Here is a 20,662-nt window from a genome sequence, read left to right as displayed (position 1 = left end):
TTTAATCCTTGTACAGAATAAGTGTTTGCAATGCAGACAGATACACTATCGAAATACTTATTTCATACTCTGTTATTGAAGCATTAAGTTAAACGTTTGTCTTCCTGATATGCTTATAAATTTCTGGTTTTTACCAAATTTTTTCTGAATTTGATATGTAAATTTTATTTTTTATTATATGTTTATAATTATAGTGCACCAGATATTGACACTGATTATGACTAGAAAAATCAAACCGATAGAAGATAATGCACAAAGAACAACCAGTATTGAACGGTTCAACTGTCATATAAATGACATTGAGAACTGGGAGTCACTGACACAGAACCAGTATGCAAGAAACACTCTGGTTGCTTTCAAAAATGACTGGAATCGCTTCATCGACTTCTGCTTAGAGAATAGAGTCCCTGCTCTGCCCGCAACAGCTGATACCGTACACAGATATATCGATCGCATGTCTCTCAAGCGAAAGCTTGCAAGTTTGAAACGTTACCTTGTCACTATTTCGTTGGTTCATCGTTGCCACCAATTAACGGATCCGTGTGCCCATACCGAAATTCGTATTGAAATGAAAAAGCAGCAAAGTGAAAAACGGGATGATTGTTGTAATGCATCTGCCTTTCGTGACGAACACTTGCAGAAGTTAATAGACATTTATGAACTATCAATTAAACCAAAGGATGTTCGCGATCTGGCAATTTGGGCTGTAGCATTTGAAGCAATGCTGAAGCGGAGTGAACTTTCAGCTTTGACAGTTGAATCACTCTATATCCACGGCAATGGCTTGGTAAATATTACTGTCGGCGATAAGGTAATTGAACTCAGTTCTGTTTCATCAAAAGTGCTTCAACGTTGGTTGGTAGTTGGTTTGATTGATGACGGCTTTGTTTTTCGGCGAATTGATCGACATGGGAACATTGGCGACCAGGCATTAGATCATTCATCAATATATCGTGTATTCCGGCGAGCCAGTGATGAGCTGAATATGCCTTCTGGTCATTTGTTCTCGGGACAATCACCACGTGTTGGCGCCGCAAAGGATCTGGCTGACTCTGGTTTATCTGTTGAAGACATTCAGGAACAAGGACGTTGGAAAAGCCCGGCTATGCCTGCTTTGTACGTTGGCGAGAAAAACCGACATGAACAGGAATTGGCTAAATATAGGAAGACAAAACCTTGGGAGAAGTGAGTGGCGTGTATTTGGTAGTTGGTGGCAATATAAAAATTATAGTGCGTTAAATGCGATGGTTTAAATCAATCTAAGCTCGGATTTTCAGTCCAGTGCTCGCTGTAATCATGCGGATGTTCGATTGGCACAGTGATTCGCTCAAACAGTTTTTCTAACGGCTTTAACTCTCCAAAATAACCAGCTTGATTCGCATCAACCCACTCTTTGAGGTTGATCCCTTCCCAACAAAGCTCATAACCCGCATTTATAGCCAGAATTTCGAAGAAGATACGCTGCACCCTACCATTACCTTCCCGGAAAGGATGGACTACATTAAGCTCGCAAAAGTAGTGCGAAACGCGACGAATAAAGTTGTCGAATGACAAACCACACAAATGGTTCTCTTCTTCCAGCTCTCGAAAAAGACGGTTGGCTTCTCGCTCGATATTGTGAACGTGACAAAAGCGGGTCTGTCCTTTGGTGATATCGACCTGTCTTATTTGGCCAGCCCAGGGATATAAGTCTTGAAAGAGTATGCGGTGGATTTTTTGCAGATAAGGAAGGTTGAATTGATCAAATACAGGCTCAAAATGCTCGGCCCGAACTCGGGTAAAGTCCCTTTCGGCAAGCTCAAGCTCATCCTCATCCATTATGGATAAGTAATTTTTGAGGACCGATGTATTGGGATAACAATCGGGATCCTGACTCACACCATATTTATCTCGCATATCGCTGTTTCAATTTGGCAATTAGTTCGGCTTCCGATGACGAATTCATTTGTGCATTTACCTTAAACGGCTCAACATCAAAACCTTCTAGCTGAAGACTCGCCCGGTAGTTTTTTTCGCGCAAGGCTTTAAAACGTTCCAGTTTTTGTTGTTTTGTCAGCATAGTTTTCCTGATTGTGCATCTATAGACCAGTATTGCATCTGGTTATAAAATCGCCAAATAGCGAAATTAAGAACAAAGAGCGGGATCACGACTGATGAGTGTATCAGGTGTTACCCGCTCTGTGTTGTTCAATGATTACTTAATAGCAGCAGCCTTGATCGCTTGCTCTAGAAACGCCTTGAACTGGTGGCCATGGTGCTCCAGCATCTTAGGGAACATAGAGATCGGAGTCATACCTGGGAAAGTGTTGATCTCATTGAGAAGAATTTCACCTTCTTCGCTCAGGAAAAAGTCGATACGAGACAGATCTTTCAGCTTCATGTGTATGAAAGCTTTACGAGCATAATCCCGAATTTGCTCAATTTGTTCATCAGTCAGGTTGTCTGCTTCAACTTTAGTTGTTGAATGGCTGTCTGCACTGTATTTTTCTTCGTAGGTGTAGAACTCATCTTCCGGGCTCAGAATTTCACCAGGCTTGGTGATAACCAGTTCCTCACCGTATTGATAGGCGGCAATTTCAAGCTCACGAGGCTTGATTGCTTTTTCGATAAGCACCTGTTCTGAATAAGTAAATGCATTGTTTACCGTTTCCGCTAGCTCTGACTTGTCAGTTACCTTGTAACAACCTACAGAAGAGCCCTGACACGCGGCTTTGATGAACACCTGCCCCCATTTATCGAATGCAGCTTCAGCCTGAGCATGTGCAGCTTCGTTGTTATCGCTAAGGAAAACATAAGGGGTGTTAGGAATATTAAGCGCATCAAACCACAGTTTTGTGGTGATTTTGTTGAAGCAATTAGTGCTGGCTTCTGCACCACAGCCAAAGTATGGCAGTTTTGCCATATCCAGAAATGACTGCAGATCACCAGTTTCACCCGGGTAGCCATGAACACAAGGGATTACATAATTGATGCTTGTTTTTTTGTCGCCGGTTTGCAGGGTTTTATCCAGATTTAGCTGACACATGTGCCCGTTCTGATCAAACCACCCGTCTTCTTTCATTTCGACACGAGTGTAAGCAATATCATCAATCTGCTTAAGCTGCTCTTCAATGTAGTTTGCAGAAACCAGTGACACCTCGTGCTCGGCACTGCCGCCGCCGCACAATAATAAAACATGGATTGAACTCATTATCATCCCTTGTATTACAACACTGCAGGCGATTTCGCCTGACAGTTAATATCTGTTACAGACTGGTGCCAAAACACAGATACATGATAAGGCGCACCAGTCAAAACCTTGTTCAATAGTAATAGAAAAAAGCGGACTATTGCACTACATATGGCATGTAACAGTGAAATACTTCAATTGAAGTTACTCTTTTGGTTATTAAAACCACAAAAATAGAAGGTTTATAAAGCGATAAACTAAATTAACTGCTCAGATCAAAAAGAGAGCCTTTCGGCTCTCCTTAAAAATAGCTGAGTTTAACTTTATTTCAGCTTCGTCAGCTTTGGCGTCGGAGATGTTTTAATCTCACGAAAACTACGGATAAACGGGCCGTAGTCTTTTACATCCTGAGGCAAAGCATCTAGTGCCATTTTGGCTTCAGCGCGAGTTCTGTAGTGACCGAACAGCATGGTATACCAAGGTACTCCCTGCAATTCCTTCTTGTTCATCCATACCGGTTGGTTGGATGGTAGTTTGTTCATATACGGACGGAAGCCTTTATTGTGGCTCAGTGCCAGAACCTGAATAGTATAACCATCAGAATCCGCGGCCATCGGCTTATAAACAGGTTTTGGCTTTGGTTTGTAAACAGGCTTAGGTGTAACCTGCTTTTTCTGTTCTGGTATTGGGGTTACGGTGCGTTTTACTGGTACGGCTACTGGAGCAACAGCCACTGTTTTTTCAATCTTAGGTGGCTGAACTACTGGTTGCGGCACTTTTGCTTCCTGAATGCGTTCCATCGTGTGAAGCTGCTCTGCAGTATAAATCTCTTCAGAAGATGAGGAGACAATTTGCATTGTTTCACTATCTGACGCACAACCGGACAATGCCGTTAAAACGGCTAATACGGCGACTTTCTTCATTATTACTCTGCCAAATCCAAATACTGTGTTTTATTCTGCCGTTGGTTTTTAACCCAATCAACCCTAACTTTAAGATAGATCAATAACTATCAGCCATTGGTCACAGGATTAAGGTGTAATATAGCCCTCTTCTTGTCCAATCATCCCTTTTAGGAGTTCTTCAATGGCCGATCCACATATTAAAAGCGATATCGACCGCCTTGATTGGTTAACTGTTATCTTATATCGCGGTGCCCTAACCTTTTCCGCCGCAGTCATGTCTGTTATTGCCTGGGAGGCTGACTTTGCGACACCTGCCCTTGTTATTGCCGCTTTGATTGCAGCAAATACTGTTCATATATACGACAAGCGTTTCCGCTTACTTATTGCTGGCAGCAGCCTTTTCGCCGCTATCTGGCTGATTGCCGGTTTATGGAATCCGCTGGCTCTTGGTGCCGCTTTATTTACTTTTAGTGCATTGGCTATTAAAGAATATTTTTGCTTTAAACTCAAAGTATTGATGCTGACGCCGCTTACTCTGGCCGGATTCTGGTTCTGCCTGGTGTTTGGCCAAGCACAAATCAGCATTGCTTTCAGTATGTCCGGTGCCATTCTTTTAGCGGTGGCTGCATTTTCCAAGTGGCGTATGCCTATTCATTATGACATCGGCGATAAGAGTCGTTACGAAATCTAAATCATCAATCGCAGCAATTTAATCAGTTGCTGCGATTCTATCTTTAGTTTATTTCTCCGAGCCATCAATTTTCTCATTCAATTCTTTATCCTCCAAATTTCTTTATCAAACAATCCTGTTTTGATCACAGCTCGCGGACTTTAGTCACTTGCACCTATTACTATCCGTTAAACTGTTCTTAATTCTAACTGATGGCGGGTGGCGCTATGGATGGACTGAATAAACTTCTTAAACCGAGGTCAATCACTGTAATTGGTGCGTCAGACAGCCCCAATCGGGCCGGTAACATCATTATCCGCAACCTTCTGTCGGGAAGCTTCCACGGGCCTATTATGCCGGTAACGCCCAAATATGATTCTGTAGCAGGAGTGCTGGCCTATCCGACTATCGACAGTCTGCCTCGGGTTCCGGATCTAGCCATTGTCTGCACCAACGCCCATCGCAACATAGATATTATCCGTCAGTTAGGTGAAAAAGGCGTCAAAGTTGCCATTGTGCTGGCAGCCGGAATGAATGTTGACTTTGAAAACCAAGGAGAAACCGAAGAAGATCGCATGTATTCTGTTGCCCGGCAATATGGAATGCGTCTTGTCGGTCCAAACAGCATGGGAATTATCCTTCCCTGGCTCGACCTGAATGCTTCGTTTTCGCCGGTTGCGGCAAATAAGGGGAAGATCGCTTTTATTTCTCAATCAGCGGCTGTGTGTACCACAATTCTCGACTGGGCTAAAAATAAAGGTATTGGTTTTTCGACATTCCTTTCTATTGGCGATGCCTGTGACATCAACTTTGCCGAACTGTTAGATTATCTTTGCCGTGACAGTAAAACCGAAGCCATCCTGCTGTATGTTGATTCTGTGAAAGATGCCCGCCGATTTATGTCTGCAGCCAGAGCGGCAGCCCGTAACCGTCGTATTTTGGTGCTGAAAAGTGGCAGAACCGTAACAGGAAATCAGGCCGCGCATTTGCATACCGGTGGTGAAATCAGCCTGGATGCGGTCTATGATGCGGCAATACGCAGAGCAGGCATGCTGAGGGTTCACAATACTCATGAACTGTTTGCTGCAGTTGAGACGCTGGCCCATTCAGTACCACTCCGAGGAGAGCGATTGGCAATCCTGACCAATGGCGGAGGCCCGGCTGTAATGGCGGTGGATACGCTTTCTGAGCAAGGCGGCAAGTTAGCAAAACTGAGTGATGAAACCATCAGCAAATTATCTGAAGTGTTGCCTGCCTGCTGGTCTCATTCCAACCCTGTTGACATCATTGGTGATGCGGATGTCAGTCGCTATGAAAAAGCAGTGAAGGTTCTGCTCGACAGTGATGATTTTGACGCCTTGCTCATCATGCACTCTCCGTCTGCAATCGCATCAGGCAAAGAGACAGCAGAGAAACTGATTGAACTTTTGAAATCTCATCCACGCACAAAGCGGTTTAATATTCTGAGTAACTGGTCTGGTGAAAATGAGGCAGTGACATCACGACAGTTATTTACGCAAGCCGGTTTCCCTGCCTATCGAACCCCGGAAAGTGCGATTTCCGCTTTCATGCATTTGGTCGAGTACCGCAGAAACCAGAAACAATTGATGGAAACGCCAGTGTCATTCGGGGAAGTTCAGGCCAATCCACGACATGTTCATGATGTACTAAACCATCTTATCGCCCAGGGGCACACGCAGCTTAAAACGCACGAAGTTCGCCCGGTACTCGAAAGCTATGGCTTCCGAACCTTGCCAACCTGGATTGCCTCAGACGCTGCCGAAGCCGCACAAATTGCCGAACAAATCGGTTATCCGGTTGCGGTAAAACTCCGTTCACCGGATATTCGCCATAAGTCTGATGTTCATGGCGTGATGCTTCATCTCAGAACGGCAGCTGAAGTAGCAAACAGCGCTCAAGCTATTCTGGATCGGGTTTCACTCAATTACCCCGGCGCACAAATTGATGGTTTGCTTGTTCAGCGAATGGCCAACCGTTCAGGCGCCCAGGAGCTTCGGATTTCAGTTCACCATGATCCTGTCTTCGGGCCAGTCATTCTGATTGGTGAAGGTACGGGCGAATGGGATATCAACAAAGATGCGGCGGTGGCTATTCCGCCACTTAATATGGCGTTGGCCCGCTATCTGGTTATTAATGCGATTAAAACCGGTAAAATCCGACAACGAAGTCAGCCCGAGCAATTGGACATCTCTGCGCTGTGCAAACTATTGGTCAAAATTTCCCAGCTGGTTATCGATTGCCCTGAAATTGTTGAGTTTGATATTCATCCGCTGCTGGCTGCCGGTGAAGAAATGACGGTGATTGATGCTTCAATGACCATTCAGCCGTTTGATGGTGACAAACAAATGCGCCTCGCTATTCGGCCCTATCCGAAAGAGCATGAAGAAGAGGCTACACTCAAGAACGGTACATCTATTTTGCTGCGGCCGATCCTGCCGGAAGATGAGCCCAAACATAAAGCGTTTATATCTCAGGTTTCAGTAGATGACCTCTACAAACGCTTCTTCTCAGATGTCGGTGAATTAAACCATGAAGCCATGGCAAACCTGACACAGATTGATTACGACCGTGAAATGGCATTTGTCGCGACACAGCAAATAACTAACGAAAAAGGTGAAAACGAAGAAATAATTATCGGCGTCTGTCGGGCTTTATCCGACCCGGATAACATTGATGCCGAATTTGCGATTCTGGTTCGCTCTGATCTGAAAGGTGTTGGTTTGGGTAGTATCTTGATGGATAAAATCATCCGTTACTGCAAACAGCGAGGATTATGCCAACTCAGCGGAATGACGATGCCATCAAACCGCGGGATGATCATGCTGGCGCAAAAAGTCGGGTTTAATATTGATATCCAAATGGAAGACGGCATTGTCGAAATGCTGTTGCCGTTGAAATAATCTTAAGCTCTTTCCCCTTGATTCAGTTTTCAGTAAAAATTTAAACTCATGAAAATCAAGGGGAAAGAATGACTTGTATTACTTCTGCTTAAACTGCCTTTTCCATAAGCTTTCAAGGTGTTGGATACACCAGCTTTTAGCTTTACCCATGCGGCTACGGTTCCACGCCAATACGATCTCCAGCTCCTGCACAGGATCATCACCGATCACTGTCAGTTCTCCACTTTTTATCAATTCTTCAGCGTAACTTGCCGACATGGTTGCAATACCGACACCAGCTTTAAGTGCCACCAGCTTGTCGTGCATTGAACTAACAGTTAACAACGGCTGGTCATCCAAAATGTTATAAGTCAGCGGCGGCAAATTACGTGCGGTATCCGCAACCGCTATTCCTCGGTACTGCTGGCGGACTTTCGGATCCAACGGATTGTCGTGCTGGTGGATCGGATGGTCAGGATGCGCGACCCATATAGTGTCTAACTTACCGATAGGTTTTATCTTCACTTCCGGCGGAGCAACCGCTGGTGCAGGTGCGACCAGTATGTCAGCCCTGTCCTGTGCCAGAGATTCCCAGCAACCGGCTAGAATTTCTTCCCGAAAGCGAACGCGAGTTTTGCTCTGTTTTCCCAGTTCATCCACCAGCGGTAATAAATGATCCAGCTTGATCAATCCGTCATAAGCAATCGTAATGTCCAGCTCCCAACCATGCGCCAATGCACTGGCATCAGAGATCATTTCATCTGCGGCAGTAAGAAGTTGGCGTCCCCGTTCAAGTAGCAGCGCTCCGGCCTTGGTAAAAGCCGCTTTATGACCGGAACGATCAAATATCACCAAATCCAGATCCTGCTCAAGCTTCTGTACTTGGTAGCTCAGTGAAGATGGCGCTCTCCCCAGCTCTTCAGATGCTGCAGCAAAACTGCCCCGACGTTCAATCGCATCCAGAACCAGTAAAGCTTCAAAAGACAATAATTTATTCACATTCACTCCCGACGAATTATCGTCATCCCTTTTGCTCTTTGTATCATAGGTTCACATCGCATTCCTACGAATAAAAACAATGTAATCCTTGCTAAACATCATCATTTTTTATCTGATACTGCTTATTCATCAAACCAATATGTAAATCCTGAATATGCTGAAAAAAAATTTATTACCATTAAGTATTGCCGCAGGTCTGTCTCTTTTCGGCCAGCATGCTTTTGCAGACGCCTCTGAGCCCGTGACGCTCGATGTAAAACCAACGGTTCAGTATCAATACCTGTCGGCAGATAACGAGGCAGATAAGCAAGTTCTGGATACAATTAAATCTTCTGATGCAATTAAAACGGTTCTGGAATTAAGTAAGTCTGTCGTTGTTTTTTCTGAACCGGTGACAATTACTTTTGGTGCAGAAGATGGCCCGTTATACGATCCCGAGAAACATGAGATTCTGGTGCCATATAGCTTTTTCCACCATGCCGTTGAGCGGTTCAAATCTAACAACTATAAAGAGTCCGGGATTACTGAAAAGCAAGCGGCTCTGGATTCCCTTCTACATACCTTGCTCCATGAGCTTGGACATGCTTATGTGGCTGACCAAAACATTCCTGTACTTGGCAAAGAGGAAGATGCCGTAGATAACTTTGCCAGTGTCTTACTGCTGAATTACGTGGAAAACGGTGACGAAGTTGCGATTAGTGCTGCCGATCTGTTCGCCTATGAAGATCAGCAAGTTGAAGCTTTTGAGAATCTGGACTTTATCGATGAACATAGCCTTGATATCCAGCGTTACTATTACACCTTGTGTCTGATTTACGGTAGTAACCCAGATCAACATTCACAACTTTTGAATGAGATAGATAAAGAGTACAAAAAAGAACGGGAAGACATTTGTCAGGAAGAGTTCATGCGTGTAACGGAAAACTGGAAGACTTATCTGAGTGACGAAAAAATCTAGATATCCGAAAACAGGAAAATGCCGACGATAGAAATAAAAAGCTATTCAGTTAGTGATATTTTTATTCACTTTGTTAAGTATTTACCCCGAGAATTTTTTAACCGTAGCGATAAATTAGTCAAAAAAGTGAATATCCATATATTAAAGGCTATTCACTTTTTTATAAGAATAAATTACAGCAACTTAGAGCATTTGACGGCTCAGATTGACATCACCGACTCCAATTTCAATATCAATCGTATTGCTACCGGCACCTTTGTATTCAAGCTGAGCTGATGTTACCGCACGTTCCTGAGTCATCTGGCTTTGTTCAAAACCGCTTACCTGAATTTCTCCTACCCCAACACCTGCTGAAACATGTTCATAATCAGCGGCATTAACACTTACCCATGCAGAACCGACACCAATATCCGCTTTTAGTGACTGGCTGATTGAATCAAGGTTAATGTTCCCGACACCGACATCAAAATTTAGCGCAACTTCTGGTGGCACAATTAAAGTCCACTCCTGCTTTATGTCATCCTCATCAATTTCGAGGAATGCTGTCTGAGCTGATACATTTTCTGAAATGCTGATTTCATCCAAATCAGATTTAAGTAATGACCATCCGGAGGTGTCTTCTTTGACTTCAACCCGATAAGTGATGGTATCTCCTTCTGCAACTCTGAGATGCACTTTACCGACAGGGACTTTCATTACCAGTTGATTGATCGGTTGTACATTGTTATTCAGCGCGATCTTTCCTGTAATTAGCAAACTCTCTTTTGCCGAAACCAGATTGCTGATCGCAAAAAATGAAAAGATAACAATCAGTACACACATCAATTTTTTCATTTCTATTCCCTTTGGCTACCTAATGTCATCATGTTACAGCAGAGAACATGCCAGATTTTTAAGCCTTTATTTTCAACACATTGCACTAACTAACTCATTATTTACTCACTTCGTATGGCAAAATTAACCATCAAATAGCAAATTTAACCTAATAAAGCATAGCCCTTATGATTCATATTAAAAACAATTGAGAATAGTGATTTAATTGATCTGAATTAATATATCGCACAGCATTTTGCACTAAAGTTGCCGACATGTGTCTGGGACGATAAGAAATTGATTTTAAATCAACAGGTAAGGATTAATCATTATGGAACAACCTTCTCATTCGCTTTCTCAAAGCATCTCCTATCTGAAACATTGTTCATCTCAACTGATGACTAATCGGGACCTGTCAAATCCAAACGTCTCAGCACAGCGAATTCATGAAATCGCTTCTGTTGAATATCTGGAGCTGGAACAAGCATCCAAACAAGCGGCGCAAATTCAGAAAGAACTTTTCCGAGCCATCCACGCTCTGGATGGTGATGATAAGATTGCTGTTAAAGATGCGCTGATGAATGCGCTACAGTGCCTGAATAATGAAACTGCAATTCCGGCACCAACCGAAGAAGAATTACACGAAGCCAAGATTGCACAGGTTGCCTGTGATCCTGCACTGGCAGGTTGTTAACCTCCTGTAAGGTAAGAATTCTTATAATAACTACTATATGTAGCCAACATGGAATCTGCCGGGGCCCTGTCAAAAAACATTTTTTTGAACTCTGATAGTAACCGGCTACTTTTTTCCGATATGCAGACACACGAAAGCCCTCTTCTGAGGGCTTTTCTTTATGCATCTTTCACTCTCCCTCACCTACATAGCAGACTGAATAATCAAACATTTCCAACTAAACCCATGATTCAGGCTTATGCTTAATAACAAGCAAAGATAAGTCTTTCGGGAGCTTTATTGGTTCATGGATGAAGCAGGTAAACAGCAAAGTGCGTCGAAGAAAGCCTGTACGATGCAAAAAAATGGCGATCGACAAAAAAACAAACGCAGCCGTAAACTGCGCCTTTTTATCTATTGCTTGTTTACTCTACTTTGTTTCATCGTTATCCCGGCTATCATCATTCCTCCTTGGCTTGCCTCTAAGGGAATCGAAATCAATGCCGTGTCGGGCATCACATTCAAGCAAGGCCTGATGATTGATGAAGTATCCATTGCTATCAACAACAATGCACTTACTCTCAGAAAACTTCGTCTTGAACATTTTGTTGATGAGGAAAGCGCAATTTCAAATTCATCATGGCGCTTGTTTTCCCGCCAAACTGAGGTTAGGTTGGCTCCGGTGGTATTGAATGCACTGGCAGAACAAGGAATTCGTCTTAGCGCTCTGTCTTTTGTTGATACTTCGTTTAACTTTACCGACCTCTCAGAGCCTTATGTATTTAGCGCTCATGCCAGCAAGCTCAAAGCATCTTTGTTTGATAAAAATGATCACCCAATAAAGCAGCAGATTAGTAACATTGAATTGGTGCTGACGACTCAACCATATCTGGTGATTACTGGTTTTATCCGGCAAGCCTCTCTCAAGCTTTTCACCCCACAGGATGAAGCAGAACATCGATATCCGCTCAGCTTTGAAGACGGTAATTTCTCTATTAGCTGGCAGCCTGAGAAAACTCCTCTGTCTGTTCATATAGCAAAACTGATACCGGACTGGCCAACAGTTACGCCTGATTACATTCAGTCCGGTCGGAATGTCGCTTTGGAAATGGATCTTGATCAAGCGGCACAAAGTATCAAGCTAACAGCTGATCAACTCAAGTTCGAACAACCGAAGTTCCTGCCTCAATTTGTCGAAAAACCGGATAACACTAACCAGGGACTTCACCTCGGTAGAGCTATCGGAGAACTGTCTCGTTTGCCTTTACGAAAACTGAAGGTTAAAGATTTCAGCTACGGAAAGCTGATTATTAATTCCGTGATGGTTTTGGAAACCCCGCGTCCAAGAAAAGACAAGCCGGATAAGAACGCAAGATTCAAGCTGACAGGCAAAGCACTCGGCCCTGACCCATACAATATTGACGTTCACCTGAAACACTTAAATGAAGAGGACGCTCACTTTACCGGGCATATATCCGGCCCCCATGGCAATAGTTTGGATTGTCGAGCCGAGTTTCATGTTGCCAACCCGTTACCCAAGAACCTCTCATGCCAGTTAAATTTCGCTGATACAAAAACACTGACAGACAGATTAAATCTCCACGGTATTCCGAGTGCCACTTTACAGGCACCTCTGACGTTTACGGCAAAGCAGATCAGCATGCAGCCTCTTAGTAATCAGAGTAAGAATGGTAATACAGCTAACAGTGAAGAATCAGAGACAACTGAATCTTCACGTGACTTAGAGCTAACCAATGTGATTGATATCGCTCAGGCCGAGTACCAGATAACGATGAAGCTTCCTTCCAAAGTCGATCTCGACCTCAATCAATTTGCTTTCCATCATCCTGTTCTTTCACCATCCGAATCAGAGAAGCGCCCTGTTTCTTCACTGGCTTTTCAGACCGACGGTGCTATCGATCTACGAGCACATTTCAACAAAGGTGCGTTAACTCTGAATCTTGCCGAGCCGTCAGAAAACATCGCGATGACAAGCCCTCATCACGACAGTCTGCTTTCTATTCAGTTTAAGCAGCTCATCTGCTCATTACGCATTGATATACCAGAAATTTCAAAATCATTACAGTGTCACAAAGAGCTACGTTTTAAGGGAAAGCTAAGTCAGCTTTTTCCTGTTGCTAACACAAAAATTGAGACGGTAAATGCGACGACTGATGCTTCCATGCAATGGTCTGCCAGAGATCTGAAAGTACAACTTAAACATACCCTACTTACTCTCGATAAATTGACGCTTTCAGCACATCCGGACTTTATCAATACTGAAATCAATGAGCTGGAGCTAAGCATTCCAGGAATTGAAATTAGTCAGCGCTTTGAGCCTGACAAGCCAGCTCTATTAATGCTGAATCTTGAACCTGACAGTGCAATTATCCTGGGTGCTAATGCATACGCTGAGAAAATCATTCTCGATGACAGCCTGCCGGAAAAGACTCGGAAAAAGTTACTTCAAGACAAAAGCCGGCTTCCGGTTCAAAAGTATCAGGCAAAGCTTGAGCTTGAACTGAAAGATACTTCACTGTTTCAATTTGGTGAGAAACTAGAAATTGACACTCACTATCAGGTTAGTCTGAACCTCAGGCAAAACGATCAGCGGTTGCCTGCTTTTGGCAGTAACGGGGAGATATCACTGACACCAACAGGTATCTCTGCCAAAGGCGAGCTGAATAATATGAAACGAGCACAACTGGTCCAATTCACTGTTACCTCAGACTTGAACCAACAACAGACCCGAATTAAGTTACACCGTAATGAAATTCACTTTAGCCCCAAGCAAACACTGCAGAAATATTATCTGCCTCTGCTTCCACTAGAATACGATCTGAATAATGGCAAAATCAGTTTTGATGCCGACTTGGTTATCAATAAAGACAAATTAACCGGACACTTTGGTGTCTTTACCAATGCTCTCAGCGGCAATATTCACGGCTTTCATTTTGCCGACTTTAATGCTGCCGTCACTGCGGTTATTACTCCCGGAGGTATACGTACAAAGCACCCGATCAGCGCCCATATCGGCCTTTTACATGCCGGAGTATTACTGGAAAACGTCTTCGCAATAATAGAATTTGACACGGAAAATAATCGCTATGCCCTTCATCGTGCGAACGCTTATACGCTCGGCGGTTCTGTCAGCACTCATGGTGTCACCAGTAATCAACTGGCCAACATTCCGGAAATCCCGATTATTGTGCACCATCTAGATCTGAAGAAGCTGATAGAAGCTATTGAACCTGAAGACATTGAACTAACCGGCATCCTCGATGGCCGCTTTCCTGTTGCCATTGAAGATGGTATTCCGGTGGTTAAAAATGGTAGCCTGCACTCCCGTTATCCCGGCGGGATTCTCAGATATAAAGAAGGTTCTGCGATTGATAAGAACATAGAAGCAGCCGGAGAAAACAGTCTGCTGGTGATCAGTAAGATTCTCAAAAATTATAAATACGACTCGCTGGCCGTTGATATAGACTATTCTAAAGAAGGACAATTAAATGCCAGTTCAAGGTTTAAGGGGCATAATCCGGACTTTCAAAACGGACGTCCGGTGAATCTAAACCTGAACATCGAAGACGATATACCAGCACTAATAAAGACACTGAATGTCATTAATTCATCGAAGCTGGAGAGTCTGTTTTTAAAGCAGCTTGGTTTAAACGAGTAGCAATTTTGCGCTTTAACAAAAAATGGCTTACAAAGGTCGTAGTCCATGGATATTCAGCTTAAACTTACCTGCATCACCACACTTTTTGCGCTTACTGTCATGTTCAGCGCCGTCAGTATTTCAGGTTGCACTCCTACTGTTCAGGTTTCCCCCTCCGACAAACCTATTGAAGTAAACCTCAACGTTAAGATTGAACATGAAATCCGGATCAAAGTTGACAAGGAAATAGATGACTTATTCAGTGATGAAGATGTATTCTGATATGGCAAGGAGAATGCCATGAAGAAATTTCTAGTTCTGCTATTTGCTTTTTTCATTTCTGCCCAAGCGTTTGCACTTGATCTCCAGCAGGCGAAAAGCCAGGGGCTGGTTGGTGAAACTAACACGGGGTATGTTGCCGCCGTGACGTCAAATCCATCTCCGGAAGTAAGAAAACTGGTCACAGGGGTAAATGCACTCCGTAAAGACAGGTATAAAAAAATTGCTGTTTCTCATGGTCTGACTACCACAGAAGTTGGCAAGCTGGCTTATAAAAAAGCAATCGAAAAAACAGAGTCCGGTCATTATTACCAAAATGCAGCCGGTAAGTGGGTTAGAAAGTAAGCGTTATAATTCCCAAAAGCATCATTCAAACGTTAAGTTTTGCTTAACCCATCCATCAATTTATTTAACTCTGCCTAACTCCATTTTCAACGTATACTCGCGCCATCCTTTTGTTTTCTGATTAACTTATCACTGATGATGTCACTTGCTTCACTCACCAATTCAGTTAAAAAATGCCAGACATCCGATTATCTCTTTTTTGCCATCGCCCTTGTCTGCCTTATGCCTTTTATCAGCTCTCCGGTTGCTTTAATTCTGGGCTTTTCGCTTGCTAGCCTTGGCTTTGTACCAACTCAGTTCAACCTTGGTGCACTGACCAAAAAGCTACTTTCCTATTCAATCATCGGGCTTGGCTTCGGGATTCATTTAGACCAGGCCATTGAAGCCAGCAAGCAGGGATTAGGGCTCATTATTGCGTCTATCTTTTTCACCCTAATTATCGGCAACCTGCTTACTCGGCTTCTGCAAATTGAACAAAAAACAGGTCACCTGATTGCATCAGGAACCGCTATCTGTGGTGGCAGTGCCATTGCCGCTGTCGCTCCGGCTATCAATGCCAAAGATGAACAAACATCATTGGCACTGGCGACAGTTTTTATTCTTAACTCTGTTGCCCTTTTTGTTTTCCCGGCTATCGGTCACTTATTGGATATGAGTCAGCACGCTTTTGGTACTTGGGCCGCTATTGCCATCCATGACACCTCTTCTGTCGTTGGTGCTGCCGGAGCCTATGGTGATGAAGCATTGAGAACCGCAACCACACTAAAACTGGCCCGTGCTTTATGGATTATTCCTGTGGCTTTCCTCAGTTCACTGATGTTCAAAGGCAACAGCAAAAAAATCAGCGTGCCTTTCTTCATCGTGTTCTACTGCGTTGCTATCCTCTTTGCCCATTGGGTACCGAACCTGCAACCGGTTTATGACCAAATTTTCTTTGTCTCTAAACGTGTACTGGTGGTTTGCTTATTCCTGATTGGTTCTGGAATTACGGTAAACAGACTGCGTGCTTCAGGATTGCAACCTCTGCTACTTGGTATCTTACTATGGTTAAGTATCGGGCTGGGGTCACTCACTTATATCCTGCTATTTTAAATACTCTTTCTTGAAATTAAAAAAGCCTGAGCTGTCATAACAGTTCAGGCTTTTTCTATTGGGATTTATTCTTCTAAAACAAAAAATTAGAAGTAATAACGCAAACTTGCTTTATACAAATCCATCGACATTTTCTCCAGCTTAATATTTTCGGCTGAATAATCCAGAGCATCAAACTGACGTTCATATGCTACACCTAGAGAGAATGAATCTGTGAAGAAGTATTCTGCTCCTACTTCAAAGTTGAAGTGAACATTCTTATTCTTTTGATCGACTTCCAGCTTAGAAGACCAAAGCGTTGAGTTTGCATCATATTCCAAATCAGAGATGGTATAACCGATACCCGGCTTGGCATAAATACTGAACCCGGTATCTGTTAGGTAACGAAGCTTGGTAGCAATAGCAATAGTTTCCGGATTGGCGCGGAATAAAGCATACGTGTAATGCATACCTGTATATGCTTCAAAGTCAATGATATCAATATGCTGACGACTATAACTGGCCTCAACAGCTACCCAAGGAGTAAACTGATACCCCACAAGGAAACTGGCTCCGTTACCACTGTCGTCAATACTAAGAGCATCACCAAAACTAGAATTTACTGTTTCAAAGGCATTGTTTAAATCAACCTTTGACTCAAAAACATCAACACCGATATACCAGTTATTTTGTTGTGCCATCGTGCTGGCGGAAAGCATTAAAAGCGAAGTTGTTGCAAGCGAAATTACTTTGTTCATTTTTTAATCTATATCTTTTATATTAAACCGCTACTCATCTACTCATCGTTTTTATTCAAACAATTGCTTTTCAGCCCTGAACAGACCTTATGATTGTTCAAATTAAAGTCATTACAGTCTTAAGCCAGGCACAGCAGACGGATCGATGACTTGTCATTTCACGACAAAATGACGAATAGGTCGCAATTATATATGAATACTTATTTCTGTATACGTTAAAATAAGTAAAAATATTAATGGATTTTGAACGCAGTTCATAAAGCACTGATAATTCAATCAAAAATCCAACCATAAAAAAACCAGAGACACAGCTTAAGTGTCTCTGGTTCTGAGTGACCCAAATTTTTGTCTTATTAGACGACCTTTCTTGTTTTAATCACTGCAACCAGCAATAACAAAAATGCCGTCAGATCCAATAATGCGCTGATAAGCCCAGAAGATACCAATGACAAACCAACCAATGCCAACACTCCCCCGATCCATTTAGTCATGACGGCTTTTCCCTGTACTACAACTGATGCTTTATTATCGTAATGTACTGCATACTAAGGAAAATACCCTTTACCTCTATAAAATGAAATTTAGTTATAACTGGTTTTGATGATCAAACTAAATCTTATAAGGCTGACAACTTATCATCACTTATCCTTTGCTATACAAAGTCTTTACTGCTTAATTCCGTTCTGATTAATAAACATTAGATAAGCTTCAAGCGACTGATCTTGATTGATAATTTCCCCCTGTGAAGCTCCTTCGATAACAGAGATGGATTTATTTACTGAAGGGGATGCCTGATAGATAGCCCTTGCAAGCTGTGCCGGATACTGAAAATCCTTCTCCCCGGCAAGCAATAGCAACGGGCCGCGATAGGTTTTCAGCGATGAGTAATTATTCATACCAGCCAGTTGGTTATCAACTTCTGTATAGACAGGAAGCCGTAGCAACCACGGTATTCTTGCTTCAACCGACTCATCAATACGAGTTAATACACTTTCAAGAACAATGGCATCGACCTCACGCATCTCCGTCAGTTCTGCAACAAAGAAAGTACTTAAAGCCAGACCATGAAGAATAATGAAGTCATTGGGATATCCGGCTTTCACCTGCTCATAAACTTCGATGGTATCTTTTTTAAGGCGAGATACTGTGGGCCAGTTACCATTACTGTCGATCCCACGACTGTGGACAGATATGAAGTTCACTCCCATCAAAGCAAACTGTCTGGCTGTAGCAACTTCATCAACTCGCTGAGTAAAAGGATGACCGCCAAAATACAAAACGGTATTCAACGCGCCATCGACTTTCAGCTCAACTCCACGGGTAACCTGCCCGTCATCATGTTTAAACCGGATCTCAGAAAGCGTGTGTTTTGACGTGTTAAACCAATCAGCTGCCTGATATGGTTGGAGGTACGCAGGATTTCGAACCAGATGAGTAAGAAAATCATCGGGAGTAATATAGTTACTGCACCCCTGCAGTGTAGAAGCGGAGATAAAAAGAGAAGCGAGCAAAAATGGGAAAGTGTTTTTTCTCATACGGTTAGCGAACTGAAAACAAGATACACTGACGCTATCTTGTTCCTACAATCAGCTCAACAGATTTCATTTTTGAATGTAAGCTCCTCGACTGGCTGCAAAACTTCTTTCAGGCCAATTCATTACGTATCATCTTTTCTCGTCTCAGATCACCAGAGAGCGCCCTTCTATTATGTAGTGGCCGCCTGTAATGCAAGGCCCCTAACATTTTGCTATCGGCAATTCATCAAGCCTTGTTGTCCAACGATTTGATCGAAATGCCTGACGCATATGCCAGTTTGTCGAGCTAATTACTGAGGCTGGTTTAATGCCGTTTTTAAAACGAGCGTTCATTTTATCGGTAATTGCCATTAAATCCCGTCGCTTCATTTCTTCCAACGCACTAGTATCAAACATATCGAACTGAAAATTGTCATTATTAGCATCTGTCAGTTCATCAAGAATCACTCCGATTTTCTGGTATTCATACCCCGGTCGGTAAATAGCATCAAGCTGCTCTAATGCCAAAGACAGAAACTTATAAGAATCCTGACTCGGGCACATCAATGTTCTGATACTGGTCTTGTTATGCTGAGGCAATTCTTTATAACGGTTGGTACGAAGAAAAACACTAACAATTCCCGCCTGGCTGCCTTGTCGACGTAATTTCTCACCGGCTCGTTGACAATGAAATGCTAATGCCGCCTTAAGATCGTCCAATCTGCTGATCCCGATACCAAAACTGCGACTGGATAAAATCTGTTTACGCTTTTCATCAATGTCTCCCGGGTTAATACAGGTAATCCCCTGTAACTCCAACACCGTTCTGGCTAAGCCAACATTCCATAACCGTCGCATATCTGCCGCACTTTTATCCGCTAACTGTAAGGCGTTATGAACACCTGAAGTACGCAGACGTGTCGACATTTTCGCACCGATTCCCCAGATCTCCTGAATATCGGTTCTTTCCAGCAACCAGCGTCGCTTATGATCAGTGTCGATCTCAATCACGCCGTCGACTCGTTCTTCATATTGCTTGGCCGCCTGATTACCAAGCTTAGCCAGCGTCGGAGTTGCTCCGATACCTACGCGAACAGGCAAACCAAGGTGCTTTTCAATCGTATCTCGAATATCTTTCCCGTATCCCGCCAACCCTTTGTGGCTCAAGCCATCCAGGCGCACAAAAGCTTCGTCTATAGAATACTGCTCTACGTGAGGTGAAAAGCGATGCAGCTCTTCAATGAAGCGGCGGCTCATATCGGCATACAAGGAATAATTCGAGCTTCGCACTGCTACGCCTTGCTTTTTCATTTCCCGCTCGATTTTAAACCAAGGAGCACCACGCTGAATGCCCAATGCTTTGGCCTGCTCTGATAAAGCGACACAACAGCCGTCGTTATTAGAAAGCACGACTACCGGCTTATTCGCCAGCTTTGGATCGAACAATTGCTCACAACTGCAATAAAAGCTTTTGGCATCAACCAGAGCCCATACCTGATCTCGGTACCCCTCTAACGCTTTACTCACTTCTTCGCCTGCTAATTCAACAAATCATGAATATTGCGGGTTACCACACCGAAGATTTCAGAGTCTTCCGGCAAGGGAAAAGGGTTGAATCCCGGATTATCTGCTTTAAGCCACCAGGCATTGTTATGCCTTACCAGACGCTTGCAGGTAAATTCATCATAAATACGGACAATAACAACTCGCCCCGGAACAACGGGTTCTGCACGATCGACAACCAGTAGATCGCCATCATAAATACCAGCACCAACCATCGACTCTCCAGAGGCTCGTAATAAAAAAGTGGCATTCGGATGACGGATCAGGAAATCATCCAAATCCAACGACTCTTCATATCCATCAGCCGGAGATGGAAAACCGCATTTTACTGACTCAAGAAAAACAGGTAGGACCGTCATACTCTTACTCATAACAAATACTGTATAT

The 20,662-nt window shown here is 43.3% G+C and carries 20 protein-coding genes; 9 read left to right on the top strand and 11 right to left on the bottom strand.

What is annotated here, in order from left to right:
• The first annotated feature begins 217 nt into the window (after nucleotides 1-217).
• Nucleotides 218-1,189, top strand: a complete 972-nt coding sequence (locus tag AACQ93_RS21160) for a tyrosine-type recombinase/integrase (protein ID WP_064608511.1) — start codon at nucleotides 218-220, stop codon at nucleotides 1,187-1,189.
• A gap of 65 nt (nucleotides 1,190-1,254) precedes the next feature.
• Here the strand turns inward: AACQ93_RS21160 and AACQ93_RS21155 are convergent, their stop codons facing one another.
• From AACQ93_RS21155 to AACQ93_RS21140, 4 genes are all read right to left on the bottom strand, one after another.
• The gene (locus AACQ93_RS21155) at nucleotides 1,255-1,896 is read right to left on the bottom strand and encodes a putative adenosine monophosphate-protein transferase Fic (RefSeq protein ID WP_064608509.1); all 642 of its coding nucleotides are present in this window, start codon (nucleotides 1,894-1,896) and stop codon (nucleotides 1,255-1,257) included.
• Nucleotides 1,886-2,059 carry a YhfG family protein gene (locus AACQ93_RS21150; RefSeq protein ID WP_084419374.1) on the bottom strand — a complete coding sequence of 58 codons (174 nt, stop codon included), beginning with the start codon at nucleotides 2,057-2,059 and terminating at the stop codon, nucleotides 1,886-1,888. The genes AACQ93_RS21155 and AACQ93_RS21150 overlap by 11 nt, the downstream gene beginning before the upstream one ends.
• Before the next feature lie 135 nt (nucleotides 2,060-2,194).
• On the bottom strand, nucleotides 2,195-3,190 hold the full coding sequence (locus AACQ93_RS21145; protein ID WP_064608503.1) for a D-alanine--D-alanine ligase: 996 nt from the start codon (nucleotides 3,188-3,190) through the stop codon (nucleotides 2,195-2,197).
• A gap of 302 nt (nucleotides 3,191-3,492) precedes the next feature.
• On the bottom strand, nucleotides 3,493-4,092 hold the full coding sequence (locus AACQ93_RS21140) for an SPOR domain-containing protein (RefSeq protein ID WP_064608501.1): 600 nt from the start codon (nucleotides 4,090-4,092) through the stop codon (nucleotides 3,493-3,495).
• Nucleotides 4,093-4,255: 163 nt separating this feature from the next.
• Between AACQ93_RS21140 and AACQ93_RS21135 the strand changes: the two genes are divergently transcribed.
• Both AACQ93_RS21135 and AACQ93_RS21130 read left to right on the top strand, forming a co-directional pair.
• Nucleotides 4,256-4,765: a DUF2301 domain-containing membrane protein gene (locus tag AACQ93_RS21135; RefSeq protein ID WP_064608499.1), complete on the top strand. Its 510-nt coding sequence runs from the start codon at nucleotides 4,256-4,258 to the stop codon at nucleotides 4,763-4,765.
• Between the two features lie 206 nt (nucleotides 4,766-4,971).
• Nucleotides 4,972-7,665: a bifunctional acetate--CoA ligase family protein/GNAT family N-acetyltransferase gene (locus AACQ93_RS21130; protein WP_064608497.1), complete on the top strand. Its 2,694-nt coding sequence runs from the start codon at nucleotides 4,972-4,974 to the stop codon at nucleotides 7,663-7,665.
• A gap of 78 nt (nucleotides 7,666-7,743) precedes the next feature.
• On the opposite strand, the gene AACQ93_RS21125 is transcribed toward AACQ93_RS21130, so the two are convergent.
• Nucleotides 7,744-8,643 (bottom strand): LysR family transcriptional regulator, encoded by a 900-nt coding sequence (locus tag AACQ93_RS21125; protein ID WP_064608492.1) that lies wholly within the window; start codon nucleotides 8,641-8,643, stop codon nucleotides 7,744-7,746.
• A gap of 154 nt (nucleotides 8,644-8,797) precedes the next feature.
• On the opposite strand from AACQ93_RS21125, the gene AACQ93_RS21120 reads away from it, so the two are divergent.
• Nucleotides 8,798-9,601 (top strand): DUF4344 domain-containing metallopeptidase, encoded by an 804-nt coding sequence (locus tag AACQ93_RS21120; protein ID WP_064608490.1) that lies wholly within the window; start codon nucleotides 8,798-8,800, stop codon nucleotides 9,599-9,601.
• A gap of 183 nt (nucleotides 9,602-9,784) precedes the next feature.
• Here the strand turns inward: AACQ93_RS21120 and AACQ93_RS21115 are convergent, their stop codons facing one another.
• Nucleotides 9,785-10,435 (bottom strand): hypothetical protein, encoded by a 651-nt coding sequence (locus AACQ93_RS21115; RefSeq protein WP_064608488.1) that lies wholly within the window; start codon nucleotides 10,433-10,435, stop codon nucleotides 9,785-9,787.
• Between the two features lie 310 nt (nucleotides 10,436-10,745).
• Here AACQ93_RS21115 and AACQ93_RS21110 point away from each other — a divergent pair, with 310 nt between their 5' ends.
• The 5 genes from AACQ93_RS21110 (at nucleotide 10,746) to AACQ93_RS21090 (ending at nucleotide 16,461) form a co-directional block, all read left to right on the top strand.
• Nucleotides 10,746-11,108 carry a hypothetical protein gene (locus AACQ93_RS21110; RefSeq protein ID WP_064608487.1) on the top strand — a complete coding sequence of 121 codons (363 nt, stop codon included), beginning with the start codon at nucleotides 10,746-10,748 and terminating at the stop codon, nucleotides 11,106-11,108.
• A gap of 286 nt (nucleotides 11,109-11,394) precedes the next feature.
• Nucleotides 11,395-14,766 carry an intermembrane phospholipid transport protein YdbH family protein gene (locus AACQ93_RS21105; protein WP_064608485.1) on the top strand — a complete coding sequence of 1,124 codons (3,372 nt, stop codon included), beginning with the start codon at nucleotides 11,395-11,397 and terminating at the stop codon, nucleotides 14,764-14,766.
• 45 nt (nucleotides 14,767-14,811) lie between these two features.
• The gene (locus AACQ93_RS21100; protein ID WP_007465822.1) at nucleotides 14,812-15,027 is read left to right on the top strand and encodes a YnbE family lipoprotein; all 216 of its coding nucleotides are present in this window, start codon (nucleotides 14,812-14,814) and stop codon (nucleotides 15,025-15,027) included.
• 18 nt (nucleotides 15,028-15,045) lie between these two features.
• Nucleotides 15,046-15,369 (top strand): YdbL family protein, encoded by a 324-nt coding sequence (locus tag AACQ93_RS21095; protein WP_064608484.1) that lies wholly within the window; start codon nucleotides 15,046-15,048, stop codon nucleotides 15,367-15,369.
• A 222-nt stretch (nucleotides 15,370-15,591) separates the two neighbouring features.
• Nucleotides 15,592-16,461 carry a YeiH family protein gene (locus AACQ93_RS21090; RefSeq protein ID WP_369808752.1) on the top strand — a complete coding sequence of 290 codons (870 nt, stop codon included), beginning with the start codon at nucleotides 15,592-15,594 and terminating at the stop codon, nucleotides 16,459-16,461.
• Nucleotides 16,462-16,547: 86 nt separating this feature from the next.
• On the opposite strand, the gene AACQ93_RS21085 is transcribed toward AACQ93_RS21090, so the two are convergent.
• The 5 genes from AACQ93_RS21085 to AACQ93_RS21065 all read right to left on the bottom strand — a co-directional run bounded on the left by AACQ93_RS21085 (nucleotide 16,548) and on the right by AACQ93_RS21065 (nucleotide 20,646).
• Nucleotides 16,548-17,198, bottom strand: coding sequence for a porin family protein (locus tag AACQ93_RS21085; RefSeq protein ID WP_064608480.1), 651 nt, complete (start codon nucleotides 17,196-17,198; stop codon nucleotides 16,548-16,550).
• Nucleotides 17,199-17,551: 353 nt separating this feature from the next.
• Nucleotides 17,552-17,689 (bottom strand): hypothetical protein, encoded by a 138-nt coding sequence (locus tag AACQ93_RS21080; RefSeq protein WP_198160219.1) that lies wholly within the window; start codon nucleotides 17,687-17,689, stop codon nucleotides 17,552-17,554.
• 174 nt (nucleotides 17,690-17,863) lie between these two features.
• Nucleotides 17,864-18,733, bottom strand: coding sequence for an alpha/beta hydrolase (locus AACQ93_RS21075; RefSeq protein ID WP_064608478.1), 870 nt, complete (start codon nucleotides 18,731-18,733; stop codon nucleotides 17,864-17,866).
• A gap of 201 nt (nucleotides 18,734-18,934) precedes the next feature.
• The gene (locus tag AACQ93_RS21070; protein WP_064608476.1) at nucleotides 18,935-20,239 is read right to left on the bottom strand and encodes a Y-family DNA polymerase; all 1,305 of its coding nucleotides are present in this window, start codon (nucleotides 20,237-20,239) and stop codon (nucleotides 18,935-18,937) included.
• Nucleotides 20,240-20,250: 11 nt separating this feature from the next.
• Complete coding sequence (locus tag AACQ93_RS21065; RefSeq protein WP_369808751.1) at nucleotides 20,251-20,646, bottom strand: LexA family protein; 396 nt, start codon at nucleotides 20,644-20,646, stop codon at nucleotides 20,251-20,253.
• Nucleotides 20,647-20,662: the final 16 nt, after the last annotated feature.

This window comes from Photobacterium sp. J15 (assembly GCF_963870815.1).
Taxonomy (GTDB): Bacteria; Pseudomonadota; Gammaproteobacteria; order Enterobacterales; family Vibrionaceae; genus Photobacterium; species Photobacterium marinum.
Note: the sequence above shows the minus strand (reverse complement) of the source record. Positions and strands in the feature narration are given on the sequence as shown.